The 25,068-nt window shown below is 57.2% G+C and carries 35 protein-coding genes and 1 pseudogene; 28 read left to right on the top strand and 8 right to left on the bottom strand.

Features of this window, described 5'->3' with window-relative positions:
• Positions 1-44 precede the first annotated feature (44 nt).
• Entirely contained in the window at positions 45-383 is a 339-nt protein-coding gene (locus WDN46_07745; protein MEJ0093317.1) for a hypothetical protein, read from the top strand.
• Between the two features lie 281 nt (positions 384-664).
• On the opposite strand, the gene WDN46_07740 is transcribed toward WDN46_07745, so the two are convergent.
• Positions 665-1,153: a hypothetical protein gene (locus tag WDN46_07740; protein MEJ0093316.1), complete on the bottom strand. Its 489-nt coding sequence runs from the start codon at positions 1,151-1,153 to the stop codon at positions 665-667.
• 284 nt (positions 1,154-1,437) lie between these two features.
• Between WDN46_07740 and WDN46_07735 the strand changes: the two genes are divergently transcribed.
• The 4 genes from WDN46_07735 to WDN46_07720 all read left to right on the top strand — a co-directional run bounded on the left by WDN46_07735 (position 1,438) and on the right by WDN46_07720 (position 4,915).
• Complete coding sequence (locus tag WDN46_07735) at positions 1,438-1,989, top strand: hypothetical protein (protein ID MEJ0093315.1); 552 nt, start codon at positions 1,438-1,440, stop codon at positions 1,987-1,989.
• Positions 1,990-2,219: 230 nt separating this feature from the next.
• Positions 2,220-2,420 carry a hypothetical protein gene (locus WDN46_07730; GenBank protein ID MEJ0093314.1) on the top strand — a complete coding sequence of 67 codons (201 nt, stop codon included), beginning with the start codon at positions 2,220-2,222 and terminating at the stop codon, positions 2,418-2,420.
• Positions 2,421-3,071: 651 nt separating this feature from the next.
• Positions 3,072-3,854, top strand: a complete 783-nt coding sequence (trpC, locus tag WDN46_07725; GenBank protein MEJ0093313.1) for an indole-3-glycerol phosphate synthase TrpC — start codon at positions 3,072-3,074, stop codon at positions 3,852-3,854.
• Between the two features lie 539 nt (positions 3,855-4,393).
• Positions 4,394-4,915 carry a hypothetical protein gene (locus WDN46_07720; GenBank protein ID MEJ0093312.1) on the top strand — a complete coding sequence of 174 codons (522 nt, stop codon included), beginning with the start codon at positions 4,394-4,396 and terminating at the stop codon, positions 4,913-4,915.
• Positions 4,916-4,936: 21 nt separating this feature from the next.
• On the opposite strand, the gene WDN46_07715 is transcribed toward WDN46_07720, so the two are convergent.
• Positions 4,937-5,170: a hypothetical protein gene (locus WDN46_07715; GenBank protein ID MEJ0093311.1), complete on the bottom strand. Its 234-nt coding sequence runs from the start codon at positions 5,168-5,170 to the stop codon at positions 4,937-4,939.
• A gap of 688 nt (positions 5,171-5,858) precedes the next feature.
• Complete coding sequence (locus tag WDN46_07710; protein MEJ0093310.1) at positions 5,859-6,092, bottom strand: hypothetical protein; 234 nt, start codon at positions 6,090-6,092, stop codon at positions 5,859-5,861.
• 174 nt (positions 6,093-6,266) lie between these two features.
• On the opposite strand from WDN46_07710, the gene WDN46_07705 reads away from it, so the two are divergent.
• The 22 genes from WDN46_07705 (at position 6,267) to WDN46_07600 (ending at position 19,648) form a co-directional block, all read left to right on the top strand.
• Complete coding sequence (locus WDN46_07705) at positions 6,267-6,848, top strand: pentapeptide repeat-containing protein (GenBank protein ID MEJ0093309.1); 582 nt, start codon at positions 6,267-6,269, stop codon at positions 6,846-6,848.
• A complete protein-coding gene (locus WDN46_07700) occupies positions 6,845-7,216 on the top strand; it encodes a hypothetical protein (protein MEJ0093308.1) in 372 nt (123 codons plus the stop codon). Before WDN46_07705 ends, WDN46_07700 begins: the two co-directional genes overlap by 4 nt.
• Positions 7,213-7,452: a hypothetical protein gene (locus WDN46_07695; GenBank protein ID MEJ0093307.1), complete on the top strand. Its 240-nt coding sequence runs from the start codon at positions 7,213-7,215 to the stop codon at positions 7,450-7,452. Before WDN46_07700 ends, WDN46_07695 begins: the two co-directional genes overlap by 4 nt.
• Positions 7,449-7,724 carry a hypothetical protein gene (locus tag WDN46_07690; GenBank protein MEJ0093306.1) on the top strand — a complete coding sequence of 92 codons (276 nt, stop codon included), beginning with the start codon at positions 7,449-7,451 and terminating at the stop codon, positions 7,722-7,724. Before WDN46_07695 ends, WDN46_07690 begins: the two co-directional genes overlap by 4 nt.
• A 49-nt stretch (positions 7,725-7,773) precedes the next feature.
• The gene (locus tag WDN46_07685; GenBank protein MEJ0093305.1) at positions 7,774-8,082 is read left to right on the top strand and encodes a hypothetical protein; all 309 of its coding nucleotides are present in this window, start codon (positions 7,774-7,776) and stop codon (positions 8,080-8,082) included.
• Positions 8,079-8,330 (top strand): hypothetical protein, encoded by a 252-nt coding sequence (locus tag WDN46_07680; GenBank protein ID MEJ0093304.1) that lies wholly within the window; start codon positions 8,079-8,081, stop codon positions 8,328-8,330. The genes WDN46_07685 and WDN46_07680 overlap by 4 nt, the downstream gene beginning before the upstream one ends.
• A gap of 158 nt (positions 8,331-8,488) precedes the next feature.
• Complete coding sequence (locus WDN46_07675; protein MEJ0093303.1) at positions 8,489-9,160, top strand: ERF family protein; 672 nt, start codon at positions 8,489-8,491, stop codon at positions 9,158-9,160.
• Positions 9,157-9,798, top strand: a complete 642-nt coding sequence (locus WDN46_07670) for a lambda exonuclease family protein (protein ID MEJ0093302.1) — start codon at positions 9,157-9,159, stop codon at positions 9,796-9,798. The genes WDN46_07675 and WDN46_07670 overlap by 4 nt, the downstream gene beginning before the upstream one ends.
• A complete protein-coding gene (locus WDN46_07665; protein MEJ0093301.1) occupies positions 9,795-10,319 on the top strand; it encodes a hypothetical protein in 525 nt (174 codons plus the stop codon). Before WDN46_07670 ends, WDN46_07665 begins: the two co-directional genes overlap by 4 nt.
• Complete coding sequence (locus WDN46_07660) at positions 10,316-10,708, top strand: HNH endonuclease signature motif containing protein (protein ID MEJ0093300.1); 393 nt, start codon at positions 10,316-10,318, stop codon at positions 10,706-10,708. Before WDN46_07665 ends, WDN46_07660 begins: the two co-directional genes overlap by 4 nt.
• Positions 10,705-11,145, top strand: a complete 441-nt coding sequence (locus tag WDN46_07655; protein ID MEJ0093299.1) for a hypothetical protein — start codon at positions 10,705-10,707, stop codon at positions 11,143-11,145. Before WDN46_07660 ends, WDN46_07655 begins: the two co-directional genes overlap by 4 nt.
• Positions 11,142-11,486: a hypothetical protein gene (locus WDN46_07650; protein MEJ0093298.1), complete on the top strand. Its 345-nt coding sequence runs from the start codon at positions 11,142-11,144 to the stop codon at positions 11,484-11,486. The genes WDN46_07655 and WDN46_07650 overlap by 4 nt, the downstream gene beginning before the upstream one ends.
• Positions 11,486-12,403 (top strand): phage Gp37/Gp68 family protein, encoded by a 918-nt coding sequence (locus WDN46_07645; protein ID MEJ0093297.1) that lies wholly within the window; start codon positions 11,486-11,488, stop codon positions 12,401-12,403. The genes WDN46_07650 and WDN46_07645 overlap by 1 nt, the downstream gene beginning before the upstream one ends.
• Positions 12,393-12,827: an HNH endonuclease signature motif containing protein gene (locus WDN46_07640; protein ID MEJ0093296.1), complete on the top strand. Its 435-nt coding sequence runs from the start codon at positions 12,393-12,395 to the stop codon at positions 12,825-12,827. Before WDN46_07645 ends, WDN46_07640 begins: the two co-directional genes overlap by 11 nt.
• Positions 12,824-13,303, top strand: coding sequence for a J domain-containing protein (locus tag WDN46_07635; GenBank protein ID MEJ0093295.1), 480 nt, complete (start codon positions 12,824-12,826; stop codon positions 13,301-13,303). The genes WDN46_07640 and WDN46_07635 overlap by 4 nt, the downstream gene beginning before the upstream one ends.
• Before the next feature lie 52 nt (positions 13,304-13,355).
• Positions 13,356-14,524, top strand: a protein-coding gene (locus tag WDN46_07630; GenBank protein ID MEJ0093294.1) for an IS3 family transposase whose coding sequence is annotated in 2 segments (ribosomal slippage) — positions 13,356-13,620 and positions 13,620-14,524 — 1,170 coding nt in all. Because the reading frame shifts where the segments join, the coding sequence is not laid out codon by codon here.
• A 174-nt stretch (positions 14,525-14,698) separates the two neighbouring features.
• Positions 14,699-14,881, top strand: a complete 183-nt coding sequence (locus tag WDN46_07625) for a hypothetical protein (GenBank protein ID MEJ0093293.1) — start codon at positions 14,699-14,701, stop codon at positions 14,879-14,881.
• Positions 14,878-15,807, top strand: a complete 930-nt coding sequence (locus WDN46_07620; GenBank protein ID MEJ0093292.1) for a hypothetical protein — start codon at positions 14,878-14,880, stop codon at positions 15,805-15,807. The genes WDN46_07625 and WDN46_07620 overlap by 4 nt, the downstream gene beginning before the upstream one ends.
• Positions 15,808-15,939: 132 nt before the next feature.
• Positions 15,940-16,248: a hypothetical protein gene (locus WDN46_07615; GenBank protein MEJ0093291.1), complete on the top strand. Its 309-nt coding sequence runs from the start codon at positions 15,940-15,942 to the stop codon at positions 16,246-16,248.
• Positions 16,245-16,505 carry a hypothetical protein gene (locus tag WDN46_07610; GenBank protein MEJ0093290.1) on the top strand — a complete coding sequence of 87 codons (261 nt, stop codon included), beginning with the start codon at positions 16,245-16,247 and terminating at the stop codon, positions 16,503-16,505. The genes WDN46_07615 and WDN46_07610 overlap by 4 nt, the downstream gene beginning before the upstream one ends.
• A gap of 287 nt (positions 16,506-16,792) precedes the next feature.
• Positions 16,793-17,956 carry a site-specific integrase gene (locus WDN46_07605; GenBank protein MEJ0093289.1) on the top strand — a complete coding sequence of 388 codons (1,164 nt, stop codon included), beginning with the start codon at positions 16,793-16,795 and terminating at the stop codon, positions 17,954-17,956.
• A gap of 372 nt (positions 17,957-18,328) precedes the next feature.
• Positions 18,329-19,648 carry a nucleotide disphospho-sugar-binding domain-containing protein gene (locus tag WDN46_07600; protein MEJ0093288.1) on the top strand — a complete coding sequence of 440 codons (1,320 nt, stop codon included), beginning with the start codon at positions 18,329-18,331 and terminating at the stop codon, positions 19,646-19,648.
• Between the two features lie 142 nt (positions 19,649-19,790).
• Here WDN46_07600 and WDN46_07595 read toward each other — a convergent pair whose 3' ends face one another.
• From WDN46_07595 to WDN46_07575, 5 genes and pseudogenes are all read right to left on the bottom strand, one after another.
• Positions 19,791-20,039 (bottom strand): hypothetical protein, encoded by a 249-nt coding sequence (locus WDN46_07595; protein MEJ0093287.1) that lies wholly within the window; start codon positions 20,037-20,039, stop codon positions 19,791-19,793.
• A 366-nt stretch (positions 20,040-20,405) separates the two neighbouring features.
• Positions 20,406-21,172: pseudogene (locus tag WDN46_07590) on the bottom strand (IS5 family transposase).
• 157 nt (positions 21,173-21,329) lie between these two features.
• Positions 21,330-22,046, bottom strand: a complete 717-nt coding sequence (locus tag WDN46_07585; GenBank protein MEJ0093286.1) for a TIGR03118 family protein — start codon at positions 22,044-22,046, stop codon at positions 21,330-21,332.
• Complete coding sequence (locus WDN46_07580) at positions 22,046-22,426, bottom strand: hypothetical protein (GenBank protein ID MEJ0093285.1); 381 nt, start codon at positions 22,424-22,426, stop codon at positions 22,046-22,048. The genes WDN46_07585 and WDN46_07580 overlap by 1 nt, the downstream gene beginning before the upstream one ends.
• A gap of 111 nt (positions 22,427-22,537) precedes the next feature.
• On the bottom strand, positions 22,538-23,854 hold the full coding sequence (locus WDN46_07575; GenBank protein ID MEJ0093284.1) for a nucleotide disphospho-sugar-binding domain-containing protein: 1,317 nt from the start codon (positions 23,852-23,854) through the stop codon (positions 22,538-22,540).
• A 540-nt stretch (positions 23,855-24,394) separates the two neighbouring features.
• Between WDN46_07575 and WDN46_07570 the strand changes: the two genes are divergently transcribed.
• On the top strand, positions 24,395-25,066 hold the full coding sequence (locus WDN46_07570; GenBank protein MEJ0093283.1) for a LysR substrate-binding domain-containing protein: 672 nt from the start codon (positions 24,395-24,397) through the stop codon (positions 25,064-25,066).
• Positions 25,067-25,068 lie beyond the last annotated feature (2 nt).

Raw genomic sequence — 25,068 nt, 5'->3', positions numbered from 1 at the left:
GGAAGACTTTTCCGCCACGCTGGAAACTCCCTGTGCTTCAATCCATGAAGCGAAAGGAGTTTCTATTGAGACACGCACACACACAGCTAGAACTAGAACTTGATAGTGACTCTAATTTCGAAACCCTCGGCGTTGGCGCGTCGAAGGCTATCTCTAAACTTCACCGCCGGATGGATGCCCGGCGTAAACTCGATAAGTCTTTTCAAAACCTCACAGCGGCATTGCTGGAAGGGAACCGAACATTAGAGAGAGTCTCGGCCGCACTCGGCGTCGACGTCGTTGTCAGCGGCGCCGAAAGGGGGAGCCCTGTCGCCGGAACGAATAAGAACGACGAGGAGGGCAAGCAGAGCGAGAGCGAGCAAGGCGGAAATCATGTTCTGTAGCCTTTGCTTTGAGAGGGCTTTCCAAAAGAAAAGGCGGACGAGGATCGTGGGGCGATCGCATCAGTCCGCAGGCGGGCGCGCGGAGGGTCGCGCCAAAGGGTCAGAATGGGATGCCGCTTCATGCCCGGAACCCCTTTGCCCGCTTAGACCAGCGGTAAGCCGCACGCGCAGAAATCGCCGCGATGATGACAGCAACGAAAAAGCAATTGAGCAGGATGTTGGCGCGGCGCCCGAATAATCGAAGCGCGTCCAGCGGAATCCTGACGGCGTCGTCTCGAATTTCAGTGATCGGCTCGCGGAGATGGAACACCCTGATCATGCGGCTTCTCCGCTGACGGGAACCCCGGTAACTTCGGTCGACGAAAGAGCGGAGGAAGCGGATTGGACAGATTGTATTTTCCGACCATCGAGCCTGGGATTACGACGCCCTCCGGCGCGTCATCCACGCTGATTTGCCCAACTCCTTCGACGAATGGCTCAAGCGCCATGCGGCACGCCTGTTTGAATACCGGCAGGAGTTCCTTGTCGTGGAGGTCAAAATCGAGCCTGAGGAGTTCGCCAGGTTTATTGCTCCGCACGGGCGCGCCGGCAATCTTCGCTCCCTCTACATCTTCGCAGAGTTCGTCGGCATGCAAAACGAGAACTGATTCACACAGCCCATCGTCACAACGGGCGCTGATTTTGTCGGCAGCTTTGACCAGCCTTGTCGCCAACGCTCCGACTTTTAGAGCCAAATGGCATCGATCGAGCGCGTGGGTCGTCTGGCTCATTCTCTGCACTCACTTTCTGCAGGAATGGAACTCTCATGCGTCAAGAAAATTCTGGCAGCCGCGGCCTTAGTCCCTTCCCACCGGTCTAGGCGAGGAATGGTTGTCTTGGCGCGCCACCGCGTCCAAGTTGAGCGGTCAATGCCCGCCGCGCCAAGGAGGACCGAAAGAGGCACGTTTGCTTCCTTCAGCTTCCGTTCAATCTCTGTGACTTCATCAAGAAAGTGTATAAATGCATAATGCATCTAATCGCGACAGTCGTCAAGCATAAATGCACCGAGATATGCATGGTGCATTTATGCTTTATTGGTGTCATGGATTTATATGAAGCCAGCAAGGCTTACGTCAGGCATGTCTGCGACGTCAAAAAGTGGGCCCCTAGCCGCGTCGCTGCGGAGAGCCACGTGAGTTCCACAACTCTCACGAGGTTGCTCAACAAGAAAAATTTCTATTTCGTCTTGAAAGAGGAGACGCGGAATAAAATCAAAAGGGCAACCGGTGTCGATTGGACCCCGTTTTTCAGTGGCGAAGCCAGCCCGCCAGAATCCAGACGGGAACGTTCAAATATATTATTGATGAGCCCTAGTGCGTTGCCCGAGACGGCATTAACGCAACGTCTAGTAAGCCTTTGGAAAGAGTTCTCGCGCAGCTTAGAGCGTCAGGGACGTCCGATGACTCCTGAGATGGAAAAACTTTTAGAAACAAGGTTTGTAGCAGAACGGCTAGAGTGGCCAATTCAGATTGCTGGTCTCGACCTAGAGGCATCTGACAAAGCTCGAGTTGACCTGTTAGTTCAAAAAACCTTGATAGAACTCGAGAAAGAACAAGATCAAAGATAGACATTTAAACACGCCTCGCGGAAATAACGCTCAAACTCTACATGTTTTGATAAATGATTTATTCCGAAGATATTATTAGTCGATCTACGCAGTGACATAAGAACCTGAAAATGTTATTATAGCAAAATAAATGATAAGGTTGCATCTCGATTGCTTTATCACTCTTTAGTATATACGCGACCATGGGGATTAATTTTTGTCGAGCATTACGGAGTTCAGGAACGACGCGAATGGCCGAATCCGAAAATCTGGTGCTTGAGCACCTTCGCCACATCCGAGGAGCCGTGGACGGCCTTCGCGAAGACATGCGCGAAGTGAAAGAGCGGCTTGGAACGCTTGAGGCGAATTATGCTTCGGTTTCGCGCAGAATCGACCGGATCGAAGGGCGCCTCGAACGAATTGAGACGCGGCTGGATTTGGCTGAAGTCTGACGACGAAAGTTTATCATGGCCGACAATTTCATTATTTCTACATTCTTGTTTTTATATTCTATTTCTTCTTGGATATATGATTTCATAAAAAATATCTTAGGTCGAAATCTCACAGTATTTGATGGGGTTGTTATTCTAATTTTTATTAATTTGATTGTAAAAAATAATGCCAACACGATGATAAATACGATGACGTCGATCTCCAAGAGAGCCGCATCTCCTCAAATTTGGAAATCTTAAAGGCAGAGTTAAATGACATTAAACGCTCAATAGCTAATATTCGCTAGCGTGGAATGGCCGTATTGTGTGGGCCAAGCGCGGGCACACGGTCCGAAATGCGGACCGGCCGCAAATCGCCAGCGCCGGCGCGATAGGATCGAGGCGATGCGGCGGCAAGGCCCGGCAGATTGTGACAGGGTCTTGAGCCTTGGAACGACGAAGGTTGAATAAGAACCGTTGTGTTCGCAGAGACTTATTTCAGATGAAACTCGTTTAAGTGCGCTGATAAGTGCGCTGAAACTGGTTCGTAATGTGCCCCGCCTATAATTTCCAAATGTATGCCACTGGAGGTTAAAATTGAACACAGAGCCCACTGCGGAAGAGCGTTTATCCCAGCAGGATGGAAGTGAAACGCATCGACGGAAACCCGATATTCTCGCCCGCATAGAAGCCTATAAACGCCGCGAGGTTCTTGCCGCTAAGTCGGAGATTTCATCCGAGGCGATTCTGAAACTCGCTCGACAGGCATCGCCGCCACGCGGTTTCGCGTCGGCGATTGAGGCGCATCTCCGTGAAGGGCGCCCCGCACTGATAGCGGAAATTAAAAAAGCCAGTCCTTCGAAAGGTCTGATCCGTCCGGATTTCGATCCCCCTAGCCTCGCCCGCGCCTATCTTGAAGGCGGCGCCAGCTGCATCTCAGTTTTGACCGATGAGCCCTCCTTTCAAGGCCATCCGGATTTCCTTCGGCTTGCGCGCGATGCTTCCGGGCTGCCTGTCTTGCGCAAGGACTTTTTGTTCGAGCCTTATCAGGTCCATCAGGCTCGCGTTTGGGGTGCCGACTGCATCCTAGTCATTATGGCGAGCGTCAGCGACGCCGAGGCTCGGGAACTCGTGAACCATGCCCATGATCTGGGCATGGATGTTCTCGTCGAGGTCCATGACGCGCATGAACTCGAGCGCGCCCTCCCGCTGGAAACGAAATTGATCGGGATCAACAACCGCGATCTTCGCAGCTTTGAAGTGTCACTCGCCACAACAGAGGAACTGGCGCCTCGGGTTCCTGGCGACCGTTTAGTCGTGGGAGAGAGCGGCATAGGAAGCCATGCAGACATAGTGCGGCTAACAAATGCCGGAGTTCGAACCTTTCTGGTCGGAGAGAGCCTGATGCGGCAACAAGACGTGGCTGCTGCTACTCGATCACTTCTTTTCGGCTAAACTCCACATGCCTCCCTCTATCCCGGGCCTAGCGCCGGGCTTTTTCATAGCGGCCGTTGCCGCGTTACAACGGCTGACGGTATTCGTCACTGCGCGGCTCAGTTTGGAATTGCGTAGGCGGACCGGGAAGAGGATCGTTTCCTGGGGGCGGCTTCGTGGTTGGGAAGCTGCCGTGTTGGTAGAAGCCGCCCTCGACTCTCGTCCGAGTACTTTGGCCGGCCCGCTGCTAGCCGCCGCGCGATTCGATTCTCCATGAAAAACTCACCTGGCCCGCGAATAAACCCGGCGTTGGAGCGCCATCCAAGGCACGCCACACTCATTGGCAAAATTATCCTCGCGTATGGCGAGATTGAATTCTCAGTCTGCCGGAATGCAGGCAAAACCCTGGATATGCTGGGTGAGATTTTGACCGCTCTTTACAAAACCAGAGCTTCGTCCGCTCGCGTAGAATTTGCGCAATCGATTATCGCGCAAGAATGCAAGGAACTAGGTCTCGCCAAAGACCTTGTCTCGCCAAAGACCTTGAAATTTGCGTCGCTATGGTTGCGATATGCGCGCGCATTCGAAATCGTTACGCTCATTGCAATTGGGCGGATTCTCCAGATCACAAAGGCGGCTTATTTTTTGCCGACCTTGAAAAATCAGAATTCGACACGGACACCGAGTTTTTTCATCATTTTCGGCATGTCAGCATTGGCCTGCTGAAACAGCAACTTACTTACTTCGCTTACGCGCGGGAATGGCTTGATTTTCTGGATCATGAGATAGCTGTGAAGCAAGGTCGTCTAAAAAGCCACTTCTGGCCAAAGCCACAAAAACTAGAGCCACCCCCTGAGCATAGTCCAGTAGAGAAACACATTCCCCCGTGGCTAAGCGAAGGTCAGAAAGACCTTTTTGTACAGCATATTCAGGCAGCGAAAACGAGATCTTCCCGACCGACACCTGCACAACGCGCTCAAGAAAAGGCACGGGCCGAGAAGAAGACGCTGCAGGCTGAAAATATTCGCCGGAGCCAGGAGGGAGAAGCTCGCTCAAAATCACGTTCTTCTGGTCAGACTTAACGCGGTCGAACGGCGGGGCTTTCATGGCGCGCCTCCATCGCCGATCGAAGAATTCGGCCAGGCGGCGACAAGCGCATCTCTCAAAGATTCTAAATCGCCGCACGCACCTAAATGAAGTGCACTGGAATTATCTGCCCACCAACAGTTAAACGCTTCTTCCAAGGCAATATATTCTTCTGAAGAATACCTCTCCTGTGATTTTGAGTCTCCTCGGCTCATGTCCGAGCTTTCTGGGCTGATGTCCGAAAACGACACGAACCTCCTAACGGCCGGTTCTCGCGACGAGCTTTGCGTCATATTCATTTCTCCTTCAGGCCGCCTCGCGCGGGCTTTTTCATGGTCATCTGCGCAGCAAGGAAATTGCATAGCTTTTGCCTGCCGCAATTCCTGGATTCCGGTACACCGCGATGCGTTCACAAAGAGGTGTCTATGGTTGAATATCCCGCGTGGAAGGACATGAGTCCTGGTCAGAAGTTTGAGTTTCTGAACGAGTGGTGCTCGAATTTGAGCCGTCAGGTGCAAACTCTCGAATCTGAGAATCAAGATTTGCGTAATACTGTTCGTCGTCTGCAGTCCGCGGCCTTGTCGAATTCCACGGACGCTTTCCATGAAGGGGACGATGAGCCCTAAGCTTGAATTCTTCGTAGGTTTCTTCCTTCATAATTATAATCCTTCCACTGTTTAATGCCTACAGGTGGCGGCCTCCTCAATGACGAAACGCTTCAAAGGCTACCTAGCTGTCTTTCTCATGCTGGTCGGCTTGACCGATATTCTCGAAGGTATCTTTGGGAAGAACATAATCTGGTTCGTAATATCGTTCGCGGGTTTATTCGTCCTATATAATGATGAATACTTCTAAATTAATACGGACAGATTACCTGGATTACCTCACCGATCGCCAGGGCGACTATAAAATGGTTAAGAAGATCGTCCTCGGGTCGCCCTAATCCAGGAAAACAATCTCTAAATCTCCGTCTTGAGTTAGACGACGGCGCCCCAGAGCAATCCATCGACCTTTCGCTTTCTTTCGTCGGCCTGGCGTACTTGGTAAAGGCCCTTCAGGATTATCAGGCTCTTCATAAAATCCCCATTCCGTCCAGCCTTCGCCCAAAGGGCAAACCTTCTCTAAAAATCGTGGCTGACGAATAGAGTCCTCTGCGGCTTTTGGCGTATCCATCCATCGACCCCTCGATTTTCATAACGCCGCCTTCGGCAAATGGACCGTTAGATGCATGCTAGAATAGCAGGGCAGCGAGCAGGCGCAAGAAAATAATGCATTTCTGCACTTTTATGGTTGACTGCTAAGATGCATTAATGCACATTACCTCCATCAACCCGATGGAGCGCCGACATGCAATTCGAAATCAGAAACAGGTGGAGCGGAGACGTTCAGTTCACGGCCGAGATCGAATGCGCAGATGATGCGCTGATCTCAATTAAGGTCGGGCTGGCGGTAAAATGGGGCGTCTCTAACCGCGCGAACCTGGACGGCGCGAACCTGGACGGCGCGAGCCTGCGCGGCGCGAACCTGGACGGCGCGAGCCTGGACGGCGTGAACCTGCGCGGCGCGAGCCTGATCGGCGCGAACCTGCGCTCCGTGCGGGCGGATCTGTACGATATTCTTCTGCGCGCTATCCCCGAGGTTCCGGCGCTCCTGACCGCTCTGCGCGAGGGTCGCGTCAACGGATCGACCTACGAAGGCGAATGCGCTTGCCTGGTCGGCACGATCGCGAACGTCCGGCAGGTTTATTACGACACTCTCGGACTGGCCGATAGCTCGAGGCCTGTCGAGCGCTGGTTCCTTGGCATCAATAAGGGCGACACCCCGGAGAATAGCCAAATCGCCAAAATCACCGAAGGCATGATCGTTGAGTTCATGGACCTCGTCGGCCTGAATTCTACGGTCGTCGCGGAAAGTGCGGTGCAATCATGAGCGCCGATCTCATCCACCACATTGTGACTTTCACTGACGGCCGTGTGGGGCATCCCGCCGCCGGCGCGTTTGAAACTGAATTCCCCCTCGCCCGCGCAACGATGCTCGAAGATATCGCCGAGGAGCAATATCCCGATCTGCTCGCGATCTACGAGATCAACCTCACCGCCGGCACGGCGCGGGATGTGACCGAAGATGTCGCGGCGGAACTCGCCAAGACCTACGATTATGACGAGCTACCGCAGGAGGCGCGGGATCTCTGCGCACGATTTCTCCTCAACCTAGATCGCGCGCCGATCGAGCACGCATACGCGATGCTGGCGCATTCCAAATCCCCCGAAAATTGGTCTCGGAGGGAACGGGCGTGACCCAGATCAGCCGAACCCCCATGGATCTGAAGCGCGAGCGCGCCTTCGATCTTGCCAACGCGGACGCGGGCTATTTCTCCCACGCCGAATATGCCGCGAAGTGGTCTGATCACGGCCAGCACCGCGATCTTGATCGCGCACCGGAAATGCTGGCCAGCCTCTATTTCATCGACGAGTTTCTCATCTCGATGCTGCTCGTCGCTGGCGTGTGTCTCTTGATCGGGTGGCTGTCATGACCCGCACATTCTTCCAAACGTTCGAGCGCGACGATGGCGAGACCGAAATCACGGTCGAGTATTCGATCAGCGACTACCTCCCCGCGCAGACCTACGGGCCGCCGGAAAGTTGCTGCCCGGCGGAGGGCGGCGAGGTCGAGATTGTCAAGGCGTGGACCACCGCAGAGCCCAGTCAGGACATCACGCTGACCGACGCCGAGGAACAGCGGATGTCGACGTACATCCAAGAGAACCCTCCTCCCGACGACGATTACGACCCTTACGATTTCTGACCCGTTTCATTGCCGCCGAGTGCGGCACTCCTAATCCGAGGATACCGTCATGATTTCCTACAGCTCGACATATGCCTATGCCAGCAAACTCGATGAAACGCGCCTGTTCCGCACCGCAGAAGAGGCAAAGGTCCACGATCAGAACGTCGCTATCGATCGACTGACCCATAGATCCGGATCAGATCTGGCGCGGGCCTTCAGTGATAGCGAGTCCGGCAAGGAAATCGGCGAAGCGATCATTCATCTCGCTGCCGCCATCGAAGAGAAGCGCCAAGCGCTCTGGTACGCCGAATATCAGAAGCGGGAATCCGTGAAATCAACCGCCGAGCAGCCACCCGTTGCCGAGGCGGCAGAATGAAAGCCCTATCAGCCGTCGGAGGCAACCATGATCCGAATTATTTTAATCGCGAGCTTAGCCACCACGAGCGCGCCCGCTTCACCCCCGAAGAGTTCGAGCTTTTTAGTTCCGGGCTCGACGAAGTTCGAGAAGTGGAATCCCCAGCCGCGCGCGAAGTGCGGGCGCAGTTGCGTTGGGTAAGGCGCCTGATGTGCGCCATCGCGATCGTCTGCATCGCGGCGTCTCTTTGGTCGAAGGTGATGTCATGAACGAGCAATCAGCCGGACGGCAAATCGCCGCGATCGACGATCGGCGCGGCGCCGTGGTTTCCGCGCCCGTGTCGGATGGAGATTCCCTTCTCGCCGTAATCAGCAAGGCCGCGCGCGATCCCGCCGTCAACGTCGATAAGATGGAACGGCTTATGTCGATGTATGAGCGCGTCGAGTCCGCGCGGGCGAAAACCGCCTATTCCGCCGCTCTCTCGGCCATGCAGCCTGACCTCCCGGTTATCCAGGAGCGTGGCAAAATCACGATCCACAAAAAGGATAAGCCTGGCGAGATCCAGCAAGAAACGCCTTATGCGCGCTGGGACGACATCAATCAGGCAATCCGCCCGGTTCTCGGCAAGCACGGGTTTGCCATTTCTTTCCGCACGGGCCTCGCCAGCGACGGCAAGATCACCGTCACCGGCATTTTGAGTCACGCGGGAGGCCATCAGGAAGAGACCACGATGACGCTGCCGCACGATAGCACCGGCAGCAAGAACGCGGTTCAAGCCGTGGGGTCATCCACCAGCTACGGCAAGCGCTACGTCGCCATGGCGCTTTTGAATCTGAGCAGCACCCGCAGCGAGGACGATGACGGGCGCGCCGGTGGCCACGCTGAACCCGAGTTGCCAGACTCCGTGCGCGCCTATCTCGATCTTGCCGCCGAAAAGATCGCTGCCTCCCAGACAGCCAAAGAGCTGAGCGATTGGTGGTCCGAGCAGAAAGAGCAACGCATTGCGCTTGACCTAGTCAACACGCTCCAGGGGCCCCGTCCCGGCTATCAGCAGCTTTTCGGAGCTTATTCCCGACGTGGCAAGGAGTTGAGCCGATGAACGTCATCGAGTGCGCCCAGGGATCAGCGGAGTGGCACGCCGCAAGATGCGGGCGCGTGACCGCCAGCCGCGTCGCCGATGTCATCGCCAAGACTAAATCCGGTTGGGGCGCCAGCCGCGCCAATTACATGGGCGAATTGATCGCCGAACGCCTGACCGGAGAACCCGCAGAGAAATACACCAATGCGGCTATGGCATGGGGCACGGAAAAAGAGCCAGAGGCGCGCGCCGCTTATGAAATGGCGACCGAGACATGGGTTTCGGAAGTCGGCTTTGTTTTGCATCCGAGAATCGAATGTTCCGGCGCCAGCCCCGATGGACTGGTCGGAGCCGACGGTCTCATCGAAATCAAAGCGCCTAATACCTCGACACATATTGAGACCCTATTGGGGCAAAACGTGCCCAGCCGCTACGTCACGCAGATCCAATGGCAATTGGCCTGCACCGGTCGCGCCTGGTGCGACTTCGTCTCTTTCGATCCTCGCCTACCAGAGGCCATGCGCCTTTTTACCTCGCGCGTTACCCGCGACGAGAGGCTGATCGCCAGCCTTGAGGCGGAAGTCGCCGCTTTCCTGATCGAGCTCAATGACAAGGTTCTGGCACTCACCGATCTCTATGGGGAGAGGGCGGCGGCATGAGCGCACTCTTAACGATTAATTGGCGCTGGGACGGTGACGCGCTAACGCCATTCAGCGCGAGGGGTCGGCTAGATGCCGATAAGGAACTTGTGATCGGCGAAACCTATAAGCTCGCCGTGGTCGAGAATGTCTCGCAGGCGTCGCGCGGCCATTATTTCGCCTCCCTCAAGGAAGTCTGGCGGAATTTGCCAGAGAACCGTGCTGAGCAATTTCCCACACCCGAGCATTTGCGCAAGTACGCCCTGATCAAATGCGGATACGCAGATTCTCGCCAATTTGTCGCCCGGACCGGCGCCGAGGCGCGCGAACTGCAGATGTTCGTACGCCCGAGCAATGACGAATACGCCCTGATCCTAGTGGATCGGTGCGTCGTGACGATCTGGACCGCCCAAAGCCAGAGCGAGCGCGCGATGGGCAAGAAAGCGTTCAACGAGTCCAAAAACGCGGTGCTCGATTATGCGCAATCCTTGATCGGCGTGACGCGCAAGGAGCTCGAAGAGAACGCCGGGCGAGCGGCATGATGCAGGATGTCGCCACCACAAAGCGCAAGCCGCTGACGAAAACCCAGCGCCGGACCATGTGGGAAACTCATGGCGGGATTTGCATAATCTGCAAATTACCGATCGACCCGCGAAAGGTTTGGATCGACGAGCACGTTCGCGCGCTGGGTCTCGGCGGCACGAATGACCTATCGAACCGCGGCCCGGCCCATTTCGAATGTGCAGAGGTCAAGACCGCGATGCATGACATGCCGGCGATCGTCAAAGCCAAACGCCAGAAGGATGCGCATCTCGGAATCAAAGACGAGACCCGCGCCAAGATCCCATCGCGCCGAGCCGAGCCGAAAGAGCGTCGATTTGATCGCACCTCACTGCCGCCGAGGCCGCTTTATGTAGAGGAAACGAGATGATGCTGCGCAGATCTTTCCTGAAATTCCTCGGTGCCGCGCCGGCGGCCATCTCTCCATTGGCCGCTGACGCGGCGCGCATGGCTGGGCTGAACGCCACGGCATTGGGGGGTTACACCCCGATGATCGGACTCTCCAACAATAGCACCGTCGGCATGCCGGTACCGAATTCTCACCAAACAGGAGAAGGCCTAGCCAAATGGCTTCTAGTCCACGGCGTGCCTGATTGGGTCAAAGAGAATATGCGGCAACGGCACAGAGTTCCAAACGCCCTCGATGCCGATCTGGCCTCCAATCGATCGTTCTCGCTTGCTGCGAAAATACTGATCCAGCGAGAGCGCGATTATGATCGTGCGGTCAAAGACCTGTTCTCGAAAAACAAAATCGATATCAGCCGTGTCGCCTTTGAGAAATCTACCGGGCTCCAATTTTGGGTATGATGATGATCTTCGCCAAACTATCCCTCGATCAAATTCACGCCTACGTCGAAAAGGGCTCGCTAGCGCTGCGCTATGATGGGGTGATTTTCGACTCCATTTCGCAGGCCTATCCGGCGCCAGTGCGACCGGAAGACCGGATCAAGGACGTGCTGTTCCCCGCGCGCAAGCCCGGATGGTTGCTGCAAGAGATGAGCGACGACTGGAATCTGCGGTCCATTGAAGGCGACCAAACGGCATTTGCTTTCTCGCTCTGTTCATCCGGCGAGACCGACTATTACGCCATGATGATTGCAGGGCGCCTCCGCAGAGAGATGACGGAGCAGATCGCGGGGAACATGTGATGGGCGAGCATAGCAAGATAGAATGGACCGATGCGAGCTGGTCACCTATCCGCGCGATGGCGGCGACGCACGAAGGCCCGCGTTTCGGCTGGCATTGCGAGCACGTCAGCGAAGGTTGCCGGAATTGCTATGCGGAGAGGATGAATATTCGGCTTGGGACAGGCTTTGAATTTAAGCCCGGGCGCCTGCACGGAAACACATTCGGCGATACACGACGCGATGTTAGCCTTTTCCTCGACGAGAAGATGCTGCTCGCGCCGACGCGCTGGAGGCGGTCCCGAATGATTTTCGTCTGCTCAATGACCGATCTGTTCGCTGACTTTGTGACGGACGAATGGATAGACCCCATGTTCGCCGTGATGGCGCTTTGTCCGCAGCATACGTTTCAGGTGTTGACGAAACGCAGCGCGCGAATGCGCTCATATTTTGCGGAACTTAAAGCTTCAGGTCGATGGCTGCTTTGGACGCATCCGCAGTTCGGTCACCAGATCTTTGATCCGATCGCTGCCAAGTTTGAAGTGATGTTCGCGCATATTTGGCTTGGCGTGTCTGCCGAGAATCAGGAAACCGCCGACGCGCGCATTCCTGATTTGCTGGCAACGCCCTCCGCCGTGCGCTTTGTGTCGGCCGAGCCGTTGTTAGGACCGATCGATCTGTTCAAGATCCGAGAGACAACCGGATTCACATTTAACGCCCTCTCAAAAAAAGCTGGGATCGGCTTCCGCAGCTGCGGGCTCGATTGGGTCATCTGCGGCGGCGAGAGCGGCCCCGGAGCGCGGCCAATGCAAGAAGCTTGGGCCGAAAGCCTTCGAGATCAATGCAAGGCCGCTGGTGTGGCCTTCTTCATGAAGCAGATGGCGAAGAAGGCCCCGATTCCAGAGTACCTCATGATCAGGGAGATGCCGAATGCACGGTGATCTCGCGATCATTGCTCTGATCGAATGCGGACGCCTGCGTGTGGATGCGGAAGCCGGGCATGTATACGCGCCTAAATCCAACAATCCAGATAAACCGATCGGATGCTTGACGAAGAAGGGATATCTTCGCGCATGCGTCAGTGTCGGTGGAAAGCAAATGCACTTTATGGTGCATCGCATCGTCTGGGTGTCTGTTCATGGGCCACTACCTGAAGGACATCAAGTTGACCATGGAGTTGCGGGAAAGGCGGTGAACCGCATCACCAATCTTGATGCAGTTACCGGTACCGAAAATATGTCGAGAGCCGCCCGAGACGGAAAATTCGCCCATGTCGGCCGCCGAGATGGAATCAGAGATATTGCGGGCAGGTTTGGCAAGAAAACCGTCTCCCGCCATCTCGCGGCAAAGGAGAGCGCGTCGTGACCACCGCATTCCCGCTTTCGTGGCCCGATGGATTCCCGCGCACGATAAGGCGCGAGACTGGCCAGTTTAAGACGACGCTCGCTGGCGCCTTGGAGAACGTCGAGACGAGTCTCACGGCTTTCGGCAAAAGCAGCGGCAAGCCAGTCGCGAACATCATTCTTTCCTCGAACGTGTCGCTGGGCCGCGAGAAGCCGGACGACCCCGGCGTAGCTGTTTGGTTCACTTGGGAAAACACACAGATCTGCATTCCGGTCGATCGCTACTCGACGCCGGCGGCGAACCTTCAGGCGATCCATCACGTGATTGAAGCGCGGCGGACGGAACTGCGACATGGAACCCTGGCCGTGGTCCGCGCGACCATGAAGGGGTTTATCGCCCTGCCCGCGCCCGGCGGCAAGCGCCCTTGGTGGGAAGTTCTCGGCGTTGAGCGCAACGCCACCTCCAATGAAGTGGACGGGGCCTGGTCTGCCCCCTGAAAAGTGATCCTCCGTGAAGTATGGGCTTATGAGCCTGATGGAGGACTGCGCAATGCCGAGGAAAAGACACAAGGCGGAAGAGATCGTCGCGAAGCTACGGCAAGTCGAAGTGCTTAGCGCGCAAGGGCGACCGGTCGCGGAGGCGATCCGCTCGATAGGGGTGACGGAAGTTACATACTATCGATGGCGGTCGGAATACGGCGGCCTGAAGGGCGATCAGGTGAAGCGGCTGAAGGAGCTGGAGGCGGAGAATACGCGGCTCCGTCGAGCGGTGTCCGATTTGACGCTTGAGAAGCTGATCCTGAAAGAGGCTGCCTCGGGAAACTTCTGAGCTCCGCGCGTCGTCGCGCCTGCGTGGAGCATGTGATCGCCGAACATGGCGTTTCCGAGCGGTTCGCTTGCCGGGTTCTCGGTCAGCATCGCTCCACGCAGCGCAAGGTTCCGACCAAGCCCGATGACGAAGCGGCATTGATCGCCGACATCACGGCGCTCGCCATCCAGTACGGCCGCTATGGCTACCGCCGCATCACGGCGATGTTGTGGGAGCGAGGCTGGAAGGTCAACGTCAAACGGGTCGAGCGGATCTGGCGACGCGAGGGGCTGAAAGTTCCGGCCAGACAACCCAAGCGCGGGCGTCTCTGGCTCAATGACGGCTCGTGCGTCCGGCTGCGCCCGCAATGCCCCAACCACGTCTGGTCCTATGACTTCGTCGAGGACCGCACTCATGATGGCAGGAAATATCGCATGCTGAATATCATCGACGAATTTACCCGCGAATGCATCGCGATCAGGATTAACCGGCAGCTGAAGGCAGCGGACGTCATCGACGTTCTCTCGGACCTCTTCATCTTGCGAGGGGTTCCGATCCACATTCGTTCCGACAACGGCCCGGAGTTCATCGCCAAGGCGTTGCGTGACTGGATTGCCGCCGTCGGCGCGAAGACCGCCTACATCATGCCGGGCAGTCCCTGGGAGAACGGCTATTGCGAGAGCTTCAACTCGAAGCTGCGCGACGAGCTTTTGAATGGTGAAATCTTCTACACTCTCAAGGAGGCGAAGGTCGTCATTGAGCGATGGCGACGCCACTACAACACCGTGCGCCCGCACTCATCGCTGGGCTACAAGCCGCCAGCCCCGGAGACCCTGCAATGGCCGGCTTCGCAATCCGGACCAGCTTCGCCCGCCACGCCAGCAATAGCGCCAGGGCCGACAATGCACTAACATTCAAACTGGATCACCCCATGGGGGCAGGCCAGGCCTATCGCCGTCTAGCGCAAAAGCTCCATCCTGACCGTGGCGGATCAACTGCGGCAATGGCCGAACTGAATGAAGCCCGCGATGAAGCGCAGCGTCGATGACCGCCGCCCGAGATCAAGCCCGAAAGGAACGATGGATATGAGCGCTTACAAGGCTGAAGATTTGGCGAAGTCACTCAACCAAGTCCATGCCTGCATAGACGGGCAATATGTGCCGGCGCGCCCGATCAACTACAGATGCGATACGCCCTGGATGCGCATCCGACTGGCTTGGGCCGTGCTCACCGGAAAGATGGATGCAATCAAATGGTGGAAGCAATGACCGAGCACACCCCCACCCCCACCAGCCCCATGCGCAGCGACAGCGCCTACGAAGCAGAGATCGCAGGGCTCAAGAATAGAGTGGATGGCCTTGATCAGGAAAACGCGCGTCTAAACGCACGTCTCGTCGCCGTGGAAAAGGAGCGTGACGTTTTAGCCAAGCGCTTCAATGGCCTCAATGCCATCATCTCAACCGCCTGCGCGGCTTCCGATGCGGTCGAAGCGGCAGTGGAGGGCTACGACAGCGTTAACCCGTCATTCTATATGAACGACCACCCTAAGGCCATGCAAGCCGCGCTCACAGCGGCCAATCTTAAAGCGATCAAGATCATCGAAGATGCGCAAGCGGCTCCGGACGCGGTGGAGGCGATGGAAAACGCGTTTTGGGAATGTGATGGAAATACTAGCGACAGCCTCAAGGCTGCGCTCACAGCAGCCAACATCAACATTGCAGCCGAGCGCGAGCCGGTGGCGGTCGACGAAGTTGAACGGGTTGCCCGAATGATCGCGCGCCGTCTCGGCCACAATGACGACGAGGGAATGTACTGGGACAGGTATGTTCTGCCCGCACGGCTTATCGCGGAGCATTACGCCGCTGTGCGCGAGCTCGCCGAGAAGGCCGAGGCCGAGCGGGATGCGGTCCTCTTCGCCAACAAAGACCTGAAGCTTCATTGGGATGTGTTGAAGGCGGAATACGACAAGGTCATTGCCGAGCGGGATAGGCTGAGCGAAGTCATCCGGCTCGCGCATCTTCAGGACTCGGTGAACGATTGCTATCAGGGCCGAAGCTCGACGATGGAAGACATCTTCGGCAAGGCGCCTGCCTATTCATCGGCGCGCTATCCCGCATGGCATACGGCGGAGCACTGGAGACGCGGCAGTATCGACCCATTCGCCGCGCCGGTCGATGGAGAGAGCAAGCCATGAGCGACGAATGGCGCGAAGGCTACGACGCGCACCTAGATGGTCTTGCCATAACCACAAACCCATATCGGGGAACGATAGCGCATGATGATTGGAGGTGTGGCTGGCTCACATCCAAAGACGAGGACAACCCCAATGGATGATTTACGCGAGCGCATTGCGATGGCGATTCATGAAGCCAGAGGATCTTGGCTGACCAACTCCGAAGATCTTCGCGGGCCGCACATACTGGCCGCTGAGGTCGCCATGTCCATCATCGAACCCGAACTCGCCGCCATCCGCCAGAGCACGCTTGAGGCGGTGCGCGAGAAGGCTGCGCAAATTGCCGACGCGGTACATCGGGACAACTGCCACAGCATCGCGAGTTCGATCGCATCAGATACGCGGATGGTCACGGCGTACAAGATCGCTGCTGAGATCAGGAAATTGGAGCTGGGCGAATGAGCTACGACGCAATTTACTCCGCCACACTGTCAGAGGTCACGCGTCTTCGCGAAACCATCGCCGCCAAAGACGCCGAGCTGGCGTTGATGCGGGAGGCGCTGGAGACATACGAGGATGCGCTCAGCGAGGCCGAAGCGATTTTTGGTGGCGAATATGCGGACCATTACGGCCCGATGTTCGAACTTGCCATGAAGGCTCGAGATGCACGCGCCGCCCTTCAGGCGAGTAAGCCAGCCAACGAGAAAGGCCAAGCCTGAACCATGAGCCGCGCCCGCGCATCAATCCGTTGTCCTCGCGATCCTGTCGGCCTAAGCCTCGAGGAAGCGGCGGCTTATGTCGGACTGAGCCCGAGCCTGTTCGAGCGCTTGGTCCGCGAAGGGAAAATGCCATTTCCTCGGAAGTTTGCAGGACGTACGGTTTGGGACGCCGACGAAGTAGCGACCGCCTTCCGTCGCGTTCCGCATACGCCCCCCGCGAATTTGCAACCCGGCGTTGTCTCAATGCATGATGAAGAGCCAGAAAGTCCGTGGGGACGGGCCAGGCTATGATCATGGTGGCGGGAATGCCTTGGGTTAAGCCTAAGTACCTCGTTGAGGATACTGATCGGTTCGGAAACCTTAGAACCTACGTCCGGGCGCCGGGCCAGAAAAAGATTAGGATTCGCCCCGAGAAAGGCACGCCGGAGTTCTGGGAAGCCTACGGCCTGGCGCTCAAAGGCATCCAATATCAGCCGAAGGCCGTCCCTGCGCCGATTGTTCGTGCGAAAACCGGATCTCTTCGATGGCTATGTGAGGCCTATTTCGAGCAGTGCGCAGAATTCAGGCGCCTTGATATCGATACTCGGACAGTTCGCCGGCGAGTGCTGAACAATTGCTGGGATGAGAAAATAGCGCCCGGTGATGAACTGATGTTCGGCGACTGCCCCATCAAGGAGTTTGGCCCTAAATTTGTAAAGATCCTTCGAGACCGTAAGATTGATGCTCCGGAGGCCGCAAATAGCAGGCTCAAGGCGCTGCGAAGCGTCTTCAAATGGGCGCTTGGCGACGAAGATATTATGCGCGCCTATCCGATGCCGGCCAACCCGGCGCGCGACGTACCCGCCTTTAGAACGGGCTCGCAGGGCTTCCATACATGGACACTGGAGGAAGTCGAGCGGTTCGAAGCTACTCACCGCGTCGGGTCAACGGCGCGCCTGGCGCTCGCCCTCCTCATGTTCACCGGCCAGAGGAAATCAGACGTCATTGCCTTCGGTCGGCAGCACGTGCGGGAGGAGATCGACCAGGAAACGGGCCTCCCTACGCTCTGGATTCACTTCACGCAGAACAAGAACCGCAACAGGAAACCTGTCATTCTAGACCTTCCCGTCCTCCCCGAGCTTCAAGCCTCGATTAAGCAGGGGCCGAGCGGGAACCTTACATTCTTGGTAAACGAATACGGCAAGCCTTTCTCGGCCGCCGGTTTCGGCAACCGCATGCGGAAATGGTGTAATGCGGCAGGCCTCAAGCATTGCTCGGCACACGGATTGCGCAAGGCCGGAGCCTGTATCGCCGCAGAGAACGGCGCGACGGAAAAGCAGTTGATGGCCATCTTCGGCTGGAGCGATCCTGATATGGCGGCCCATTACACGAAGAAGGCGCGCCAGAAGCAGGTGGCTGGCGATGCGATGCATCTGATCGTCCGGAAGACAGAAAAAAGTGGGACACTTTAGGGAAGGTTCACTCGGGAGAGTTTAGGACAAAAACCGAGTCCCACTTTTGGTAAGTCATTGATTTATCAGTTAATGCGTATTCCGGGCGAGGCCTCCAAATAAAATCAATGACTTAGACGAATTAGCCGCCATCTGGGCGGCTTTTTCATGTCGCATATGTCGCAAGCGATTACCGTTGATTCCAAAGGGTTTTCAAAAAATGGCGGCAGCCGCGGTCTCCATTGCATCCGTAACCGCTTCGCGCCGATCCGTAGCAAAGGCGCAATCGCTCCCGACTACCCTTCTCTGATTCAGCCAAATATATGCCGCACTCCAGATGAGAGGGCCAGGCCTTGGCTCCGCGTTTTCAACAGTCAGAGTGAACAGGACCGCATGAAAGTTCTTATCGCCTCGACGCCCTTGATGGGTCACCTCAATCCGCTGCTCGCCATCGGACGCACATTAATTGACGATGGCCATGAGGTCTTGGGCCTGTCCGCAAGCGTTATGCGCGACCGCATTCAAGCAATAGGCGCGGCATTTCGCGCTTTTCCGGCGGCCGCCGACCTTGATTTGAGCAATCGGGATGCGTTGTTTCCGGAATGGAAAAAGATCCCTCCGGGGCCGGAGCGATTGCGCTTCGCCTTGGAGCGCGTGTATGTCGACGCAATTCCGGCGCAGAATGACGGCTTGCGGAAGGTTCTGCAGGAGTTCCCGGCCGACGTCATCATCGGCGATAATCTGTTTCTTGGAATCCTCCCGACGCTGCAAATACCGCGCTCGAAACGTCCCTCCATTGTTATTTGCGGCACATCATTTTTGCATTTGCGCCGTGATGACGGCGCGCCGCTTTTTGCTGGCTTGCCGCCCGCGATTAGCGATGCGCGGCGCGAGGAATATGCCGCCCTCTCCAGAAAGCGCGACACGGTCCTCGATGAGCCTGTCAGGCGCTATCTGAATGCCTGCCTTACTGGCTTGGGCGTTGAGCCGCTCTCGATGGATTTGCTCGACGCCATGATAGAATCTCCGGATGCTTATCTACAACTGACGGTTCCGAGCTTTGAATTTCCGCGCCGGGACTTGCCGACCTCGGTGCACTTCGTGGGGGCGCTTCCGATCATCCCAAATCAAGCCCCGGTTCCCTCCTGGGCGAATGAGTTGGATGGCTCGCGCAAGGTTGTCTTGGCGACCCAAGGAACGTTGTCCAATTTCGATTTCGACCAGCTGGTTGCGCCGACGCTGACGGCGCTCGCGAATGAGCCCGATGTGCTCGTGGTCGTCACCGCTGGCGGCCGTCCCATCGACTCCATTTCCGGTCCCATCCCCAGCAACGCACGCTTGGCCAGCTATTTGCCGTTCGAGTGGCTGCTGCCCAAGGTCGATGCGTTTGTCACTAATGGTGGGTACGGCAGCGTCAACCAGGCTTTGAGCTTTGGCGTTCCCCTTGTCGCCGCGGGATTGACGGAAGACAAAGCGGACGTGAACGCACGCGTGGCGTGGTCCGGCGTTGGCATAGATCTCAAGACCAATGAGGCGACGCCGCAGGCGCTGCGCGGGGCGATCCGGGATGTGCTGGATAAGCCTGACTACAGGGCGCGAGCGTCGGCCATAGGCAAAGAGTTTAGAGCGATCGACACGCGTTCCGAAATTCTCCGCATCATCGAGGAGGTTTCTGGCGTTTCGGATGAAAGTCGCCGCGTCGCCAACCTTTAATTTTCCACGCCGCCCGCGCGGTGCGCGGACATTGCTGGCAGCGGGGCTTTAGCGGTTCTGAGGGAAGACGACCGTTGTCGTTGAGAGTCTTTAACCGCGCTACCACTCGGACTGCGGTAGCGCGGCGATCAGGCTTTAACGCTTATTCATTCCCAGCATCCGGAGCGGGACTGGAGTCACTGGATGGTTTTGCTGGATGAGCGTCCTTTTTGGCATGGGCCGCGTTGGCCGTCTTCGCAGCCTTTTTACTTTTGCCTTTCGGCGCGGCGGTTTTCGCCGAGGCCGCGGCTGCGCCCGTATCGCCTGGAGCGGCGGCCGAACCATCTTGGGCTAGGGCAATAGCGGGCGCTATCGCGAGCATCGCCGCTGATAAAGCTACGGCAAGTTTCATTGAGTGCTCCGTTCTCGTTTTCGCGGTCTGAGTCATGGCCCGAACGAGGACGTTCGGGAAACGCTCGCCCGGACGTAAGAAGCCGAAGCTTGTTCATTTTTTGACCTGTGCTCAAAAGGCCTTTCAAATCCGCGTGTGTGAAATTTATATTCAATGACCCACTGTCAGGGGCGGCTGTTCAAGTTCCAGCGGGACAGGTGGGCAATCTGCGGCTGATGCCAGCGATCCTCTCCGACGCGATGGCGCCGAGCAGCGAGTGCGAGTGCCGGACTGTCGGCAGCGCAGGGACGAGGAGGAAAGCCTTGACTTGGAGCGCCCAAGCATCCCGTCCAAAAAAGGAGTTATAAGCTAGGCAGTAGTGACGAATTACCTGAGCATGATAGCAATAGCGGCGAGCAATACGAAGCCTCGGTAGTTTGCGAGGAGCTTGTCGTATCGGGTTGCGACGCGCCGGAACTGCTTCAGTTTATTGAAGAAACGCTCGACGAGATTGCGCTCCTTGTAGAGCGCCTTGTCGTAGGGGAGCGGCGCGCGGCGATTGGATTTTGATGGGATCACCGGCTCAGCCTCACGCATAAGAACAGCCTTGCGCAAGTGATTGGCGTCATAACCTTTATCGGCGATGATCGCATCGGCCGCAAAGCCTTCGATCAGGGCGTGCGCTTTTGTGATGTCGTTGCGCTGCCCAGGTCCGAGAAGGAGCCGAACGGGGTTGCCGAGTGCGTCTGTCGCGGCGTGGATTTTGGTGCTCAAACCACCGCGAGAGCGGCCCAGGCCTTGGGCATCCGCCCCCCTTTGGCGATCCTTGCGCCGGCCGCGTGCTGATGGGCGCGCACGATTGTTGAGTCGATCATCAGCCATTCGAGATCGGCCTCGGCGGTGAATGCCTCAAGAAATCCGTCCAAGGCGCCGCGCTCGATCCAGCGATAGTAGCGGCGTTTCACCGCCTGATGGTCGCCGAAGCGTTCGGGCAGATCGCGCCAGCGGCCGCCCGAGCGGGCCATCCATAACAGCGCGTCGACGAAGCGTCGATTGTCGCAGCGCGGCCCGCGCTGGCCGGCTCTTCCGCCTGGCACAAGATCACAAAGCCGCTCCCATTGATCGTCTCGCAGCGCATCGACATCCCGAATCATCAAGGCTGATCTCCAAAAATCAGCCTTGAATCATGGAAAGATCCTCGCGAGAATCCCCCAAACGCCGAATTCGTCACAACGGCCTAGGCCTCGCGAGGCGGCCTGACTTACCTGCATCCGTCAAAATGGTCGGGGCTTTACCCCGACCGTTTGTCGATCAATTGGCGGGGGCTGCCGGCAGTGCCGGCGACAGCATGCTGAATTGGCCGTGCGCGCCTCCGTCGATGCCGGCCGTGATGAACAGTGCGAGTGGGCTCGAGTCAGTCCCGCCGCCGAACCTGATCTCCCACAGGCCGGGGGCGGCGATTGGCTGTCCGCTCTGGTTCAGCAGCATTTGGACGCCGCCTTTTCCGTCAAAAGCGTTGATATGGCCATCGCCGAAATTGGCGACGAGAATTTCGCCGCCGGCGCCGCCGAAGCCAATTGGCGCGAGGGCGACTCCCCAAGGCACGTTGAGCGAGCCGCCGGCGGCGAGGCGCTGTAAGAGGTTGCCCTCAGTGTCGAACAGGTCGACGAAGCCGACGCCTGCGCCCGCGGTTATGAAGCTCTTCGAGGCGTTCTGTTTGGCATAGGTCACCGCGAGATTGCCCTGGATATTGTGGATTCCGAAGGGCGTGAAGCCCGCGGGGATCTGCGGATCGGCGAACGTGCCCGTCAGCTCGGCGTTAGCCGGCTTAAAGGTGGAGTCGAAGACGTCGATTTTGCCGGTATGAACATTGGCGGCGTAAATGAAGGCGCCTTTGTCGTTCTCGCCAAGTTCGATGCTGGTGTAGACCGCGCCGGCCTTCGAATTATCGACGGCCGTGACGGCGACGGTTGGCGCAACCGGCAGATTCGGGGCCCAGGCTGTGATGGAGCCTTGAAACGTTCCCATTATAAGAGGGCGGTCAAGTTCGTGCCCGGAACGAGGAAGCCGGGAGTGGGATTCCAGCCCAAGCCGGTCGGCTGGGACTTCAGGCTCGCATTGATGGGGTTCGGGATAGTGAAGGTTTTTTGCACCTTGGTCCCGTTGCCGTCATAGAGAGTGGCCACGCCGGAGTTGCTATCGTTGATCCAGAACGCGCCGTCGGGCTGGAAGGCCATGCCCCAAGGATTGACCATGACGGGGTCTTGGGTGAGGCCGCTTCCCTTGGTGTCGGAAACGAGGACTGTTTTCTTATATAGCAGGGCAGTTGTGGACTGCGCGTAAGCAACGCTGGGCAACGATGTGGCAACAGACAGCGCCGTCAATAACAGCCGAATTTTCGGATTCATTATAGTTCCTTCGTTGAGAAAGTGGAGCAGAACACGATCGGACCGGCGCTCGAGCAGAGTTCCTGACGACCCCGGCGAACTTCGGACCAATGTAGGGAAGATTCTGAATTGTCAGGCGATGCGCAGGCCTCTCTCTTTCTCTGAAGCCTGCGAGACCTGTTCGAGAATCCGGAGTATTTCGGACCGCGTGTCGATGCGGCTAAACTCTTTGGCCATCTCCGTCGCGCGCGAACGATAATTCGGCTTGTCCAGCACATCCCGGATCGCCAAACGCAGCGCCTCCGACGTCGGCGCATTGGTCGCGAGATTAACGCCGACGCCGGACCAGGCGACGCGGACGTTCACGTCGCCCCTGTCCGCCAGAGCTCCGGCCGCGACGATTGGAACGCCAAAGCTCAAAGCCTGGTTGACGCTGCCATAACCGCCGTTGGTGACAAATGCGTCGGCTTTAGAGAGCGCCCACTCAAACGGCAAATAGCTCGCCAGGCGCGCATTGCTCGGGATCGGACCTGGAATGGCGTCGATCGACCGTCCCCTCGCGGTGACCATCACCAGCACGTCGGGCTCGTCGGCGAGCGCGGCCAAAGTGGGGACGACCAATTCGTTGAAATTGTAAGTGGTCAAAGTACCCTGGGTTAAAAGGACGACCCTGCGGGAGCCGTCCAATTCATGCGCCCAGGGCGGGAGGGGAGCTTGATTGGGGACGATTGGCAGCGGGCCGACAAAATGCACGTTGGCCGGGAGGTTGCGCCGCGGCAATTCAAAGCTTGGAACCGTCAGCTGCAGATAGGCGTCGGGAAGTGAGACGATGGCGTCGTAAAGATTCATCGAAACCGGCCCGACCCCCAAGGCGGCCAAAAGGTTGTTGAGATGACGGCCTGCAGGCCCAAAGACAGCCGCTTCGCTTTCCTTGAAGAGGGCGGCGTACTCCTCGCGCTGCGCCTCATTGCTCGCAGGCGGGATGCCGGCCTCGTTCGGAGCTCCGTCATCGCGACGCCAGATCAGATATGAAGTGCCCAACAGAACAATGGCCGGACGTTTCGACCGCGGACCAAGGAGCATCGGAAATGTGCCGAGCATGAGCTGGTCGCCAATAATGACGTCGGCCGGGAAGTCTCGCAGAACCTGCCGCAGACCTTCCAACTGCCCCGGCATCCGGTCGATAAACACCCGCTCCAAGGCGAAGCGCAACAGTTGCAGCCCGGGGGAAATGGTTTTGGCTTCAGGAAATTGCTTCATTGGATCTGGATCCAAATCCGCCGCCGCGGGAAGGGCGTGGAATTTCGCCCCAATGCTTTCGATGCGGTCGCGGAGAAAGCCGCCCGATAGGCAAGCGACTTCATGGCCGGCATCGATCAGAATGCGCCCGATCCCGAGTACGGGATTGAGATGGCCCACTGCGGGGATGGAAGCGAGGAGAACTTTCATGCGGTCATCTCACCGTCTGTTGTAATGCGCGCACCCAAGTCATCGATCAATCAAACTCGGGCCTAATGCTTGGATTTAGCTGCGCTAACTCGCGATAAGCTATACAGCTAGATCAATTATTCAACTGACAAAGAGGTGATTATCGCATTTATCCTAAGTACACCAAAATTACTGCTTTATTTATTCATAATCCGGATAAATGTACGCCAATCTGTTCTTACGTATTGTTGATTTGGTGAGAACGATAAGCTACTGCACATAGCGTCACGAGAGCCAAGTCGGCTGGCTCCTCCATGCTAAAACGGGCCAAGAGCCACAGGCGAGCAATTCGAAATGGACCAAGAAGACATCATTGAGACGGAGCAGCTGAGGGCGTTCGAAGCCGTCGCAGATACCGGAAGTTTTACGCGCGCTGGTAGGATTCTTGGAACTCCTCAATCTTCTGTCAGTCAACAGGTTGCGCGATTTGAAAGACGCGCAGGTCGGCTTCTCGTCCGGCGAACGACGCGGCGTGTGGAGTTGACTCCTAACGGCGCAGCAATGCTGGTTTATGTGCGGTCCATTCTCGCCATGGCCGATGATGCGCGCCGTCGGCTCGGCGTTCCGCCTGTGGAAGGCATTCTGAGGGTGGGCATCGCTGACGAATTTGCAACGACCAAGCTCTCTGGAGTGTTGGGCATCTTCCGAAGAGAGCACCCACGATTCGAAATGCGCTTTCTTACGGGCCGGAACGACTATCTCTTCAACTGCCTTGAGTCGAACGAAGTCGACATCATCCTTGGGAAATGTCACTCGGGGCGAAGGAAGGGCGAGCTGCTATGGCGGGAGCCGCTGGTCTGGATCGGCCAATCTTGGGCGCTTGGAAAGGCGAATGAGCCGGTGCCGCTCGTTGCATACCAGCGGCCAAGCGAGACGCGCGATGTAATCGAAGCGGCGCTGCTTGCCGCACGTCGTCAATGGACCGTCGTAGCGCAATGCGCAAATCTTCTCGGCATTCTCGCAGCGACAGAAGCTGGCCTTGGCGTGACGGCGCTTGGGCGCAATTTCCTTCCGCCCGGATTTGTAGAAATTCCCCCTGACGCCGGCCTACCCCGTCTTGGCACGCTCGATTATGTGGTCGATCGTCGCGCGGGACCTTCCGATCCGGCCGTCGATGCCTTTGCTGATGTATTGCGCTCGGCCGCCAAGCAGCTTGTTAGCGATCAAAAATAGCG

Origin of the sequence: Methylocella sp. (genome assembly GCA_037200525.1) — a bacterium.
Taxonomy (GTDB): domain Bacteria; phylum Pseudomonadota; class Alphaproteobacteria; order Rhizobiales; family Beijerinckiaceae; genus Methylocapsa.
The sequence above is the reverse complement of the archived record's forward strand: the minus strand, read 5'-3'. Positions and strand labels throughout refer to the sequence as shown.

What these genes read in the sequence shown, in the direction of transcription:
- WDN46_07745 (MEJ0093317.1), top strand. Translation starts at nt 45, where the DNA reads ATGAAGCGAAAGGAGTTTCTATTGAGACACGCACACACACAGCTAGAA.
- WDN46_07740 (MEJ0093316.1), bottom strand. Translation starts at nt 1,153, where the DNA reads ATGAGCCAGACGACCCACGCGCTCGATCGATGCCATTTGGCTCTAAAA.
- WDN46_07735 (MEJ0093315.1), top strand. Translation starts at nt 1,438, where the DNA reads ATGGTGCATTTATGCTTTATTGGTGTCATGGATTTATATGAAGCCAGC.
- WDN46_07730 (MEJ0093314.1), top strand. Translation starts at nt 2,220, where the DNA reads ATGGCCGAATCCGAAAATCTGGTGCTTGAGCACCTTCGCCACATCCGA.
- WDN46_07720 (MEJ0093312.1), top strand. Translation starts at nt 4,394, where the DNA reads ATGGTTGCGATATGCGCGCGCATTCGAAATCGTTACGCTCATTGCAAT.
- WDN46_07710 (MEJ0093310.1), bottom strand. Translation starts at nt 6,092, where the DNA reads ATGGATACGCCAAAAGCCGCAGAGGACTCTATTCGTCAGCCACGATTT.
- WDN46_07705 (MEJ0093309.1), top strand. Translation starts at nt 6,267, where the DNA reads ATGCAATTCGAAATCAGAAACAGGTGGAGCGGAGACGTTCAGTTCACG.
- WDN46_07700 (MEJ0093308.1), top strand. Translation starts at nt 6,845, where the DNA reads ATGAGCGCCGATCTCATCCACCACATTGTGACTTTCACTGACGGCCGT.
- WDN46_07690 (MEJ0093306.1), top strand. Translation starts at nt 7,449, where the DNA reads ATGACCCGCACATTCTTCCAAACGTTCGAGCGCGACGATGGCGAGACC.
- WDN46_07685 (MEJ0093305.1), top strand. Translation starts at nt 7,774, where the DNA reads ATGATTTCCTACAGCTCGACATATGCCTATGCCAGCAAACTCGATGAA.
- WDN46_07680 (MEJ0093304.1), top strand. Translation starts at nt 8,079, where the DNA reads ATGAAAGCCCTATCAGCCGTCGGAGGCAACCATGATCCGAATTATTTT.
- WDN46_07675 (MEJ0093303.1), top strand. Translation starts at nt 8,489, where the DNA reads ATGTATGAGCGCGTCGAGTCCGCGCGGGCGAAAACCGCCTATTCCGCC.
- WDN46_07670 (MEJ0093302.1), top strand. Translation starts at nt 9,157, where the DNA reads ATGAACGTCATCGAGTGCGCCCAGGGATCAGCGGAGTGGCACGCCGCA.
- WDN46_07665 (MEJ0093301.1), top strand. Translation starts at nt 9,795, where the DNA reads ATGAGCGCACTCTTAACGATTAATTGGCGCTGGGACGGTGACGCGCTA.
- WDN46_07660 (MEJ0093300.1), top strand. Translation starts at nt 10,316, where the DNA reads ATGATGCAGGATGTCGCCACCACAAAGCGCAAGCCGCTGACGAAAACC.
- WDN46_07655 (MEJ0093299.1), top strand. Translation starts at nt 10,705, where the DNA reads ATGATGCTGCGCAGATCTTTCCTGAAATTCCTCGGTGCCGCGCCGGCG.
- WDN46_07650 (MEJ0093298.1), top strand. Translation starts at nt 11,142, where the DNA reads ATGATGATGATCTTCGCCAAACTATCCCTCGATCAAATTCACGCCTAC.
- WDN46_07645 (MEJ0093297.1), top strand. Translation starts at nt 11,486, where the DNA reads ATGGGCGAGCATAGCAAGATAGAATGGACCGATGCGAGCTGGTCACCT.
- WDN46_07640 (MEJ0093296.1), top strand. Translation starts at nt 12,393, where the DNA reads ATGCACGGTGATCTCGCGATCATTGCTCTGATCGAATGCGGACGCCTG.
- WDN46_07625 (MEJ0093293.1), top strand. Translation starts at nt 14,699, where the DNA reads ATGAGCGCTTACAAGGCTGAAGATTTGGCGAAGTCACTCAACCAAGTC.
- WDN46_07620 (MEJ0093292.1), top strand. Translation starts at nt 14,878, where the DNA reads ATGACCGAGCACACCCCCACCCCCACCAGCCCCATGCGCAGCGACAGC.
- WDN46_07615 (MEJ0093291.1), top strand. Translation starts at nt 15,940, where the DNA reads ATGGATGATTTACGCGAGCGCATTGCGATGGCGATTCATGAAGCCAGA.
- WDN46_07610 (MEJ0093290.1), top strand. Translation starts at nt 16,245, where the DNA reads ATGAGCTACGACGCAATTTACTCCGCCACACTGTCAGAGGTCACGCGT.
- WDN46_07605 (MEJ0093289.1), top strand. Translation starts at nt 16,793, where the DNA reads ATGATCATGGTGGCGGGAATGCCTTGGGTTAAGCCTAAGTACCTCGTT.
- WDN46_07600 (MEJ0093288.1), top strand. Translation starts at nt 18,329, where the DNA reads ATGAAAGTTCTTATCGCCTCGACGCCCTTGATGGGTCACCTCAATCCG.
- WDN46_07595 (MEJ0093287.1), bottom strand. Translation starts at nt 20,039, where the DNA reads ATGAAACTTGCCGTAGCTTTATCAGCGGCGATGCTCGCGATAGCGCCC.
- WDN46_07585 (MEJ0093286.1), bottom strand. Translation starts at nt 22,046, where the DNA reads ATGGGAACGTTTCAAGGCTCCATCACAGCCTGGGCCCCGAATCTGCCG.
- WDN46_07580 (MEJ0093285.1), bottom strand. Translation starts at nt 22,426, where the DNA reads ATGAATCCGAAAATTCGGCTGTTATTGACGGCGCTGTCTGTTGCCACA.
- WDN46_07575 (MEJ0093284.1), bottom strand. Translation starts at nt 23,854, where the DNA reads ATGAAAGTTCTCCTCGCTTCCATCCCCGCAGTGGGCCATCTCAATCCC.
- WDN46_07570 (MEJ0093283.1), top strand. Translation starts at nt 24,395, where the DNA reads ATGCTGGTTTATGTGCGGTCCATTCTCGCCATGGCCGATGATGCGCGC.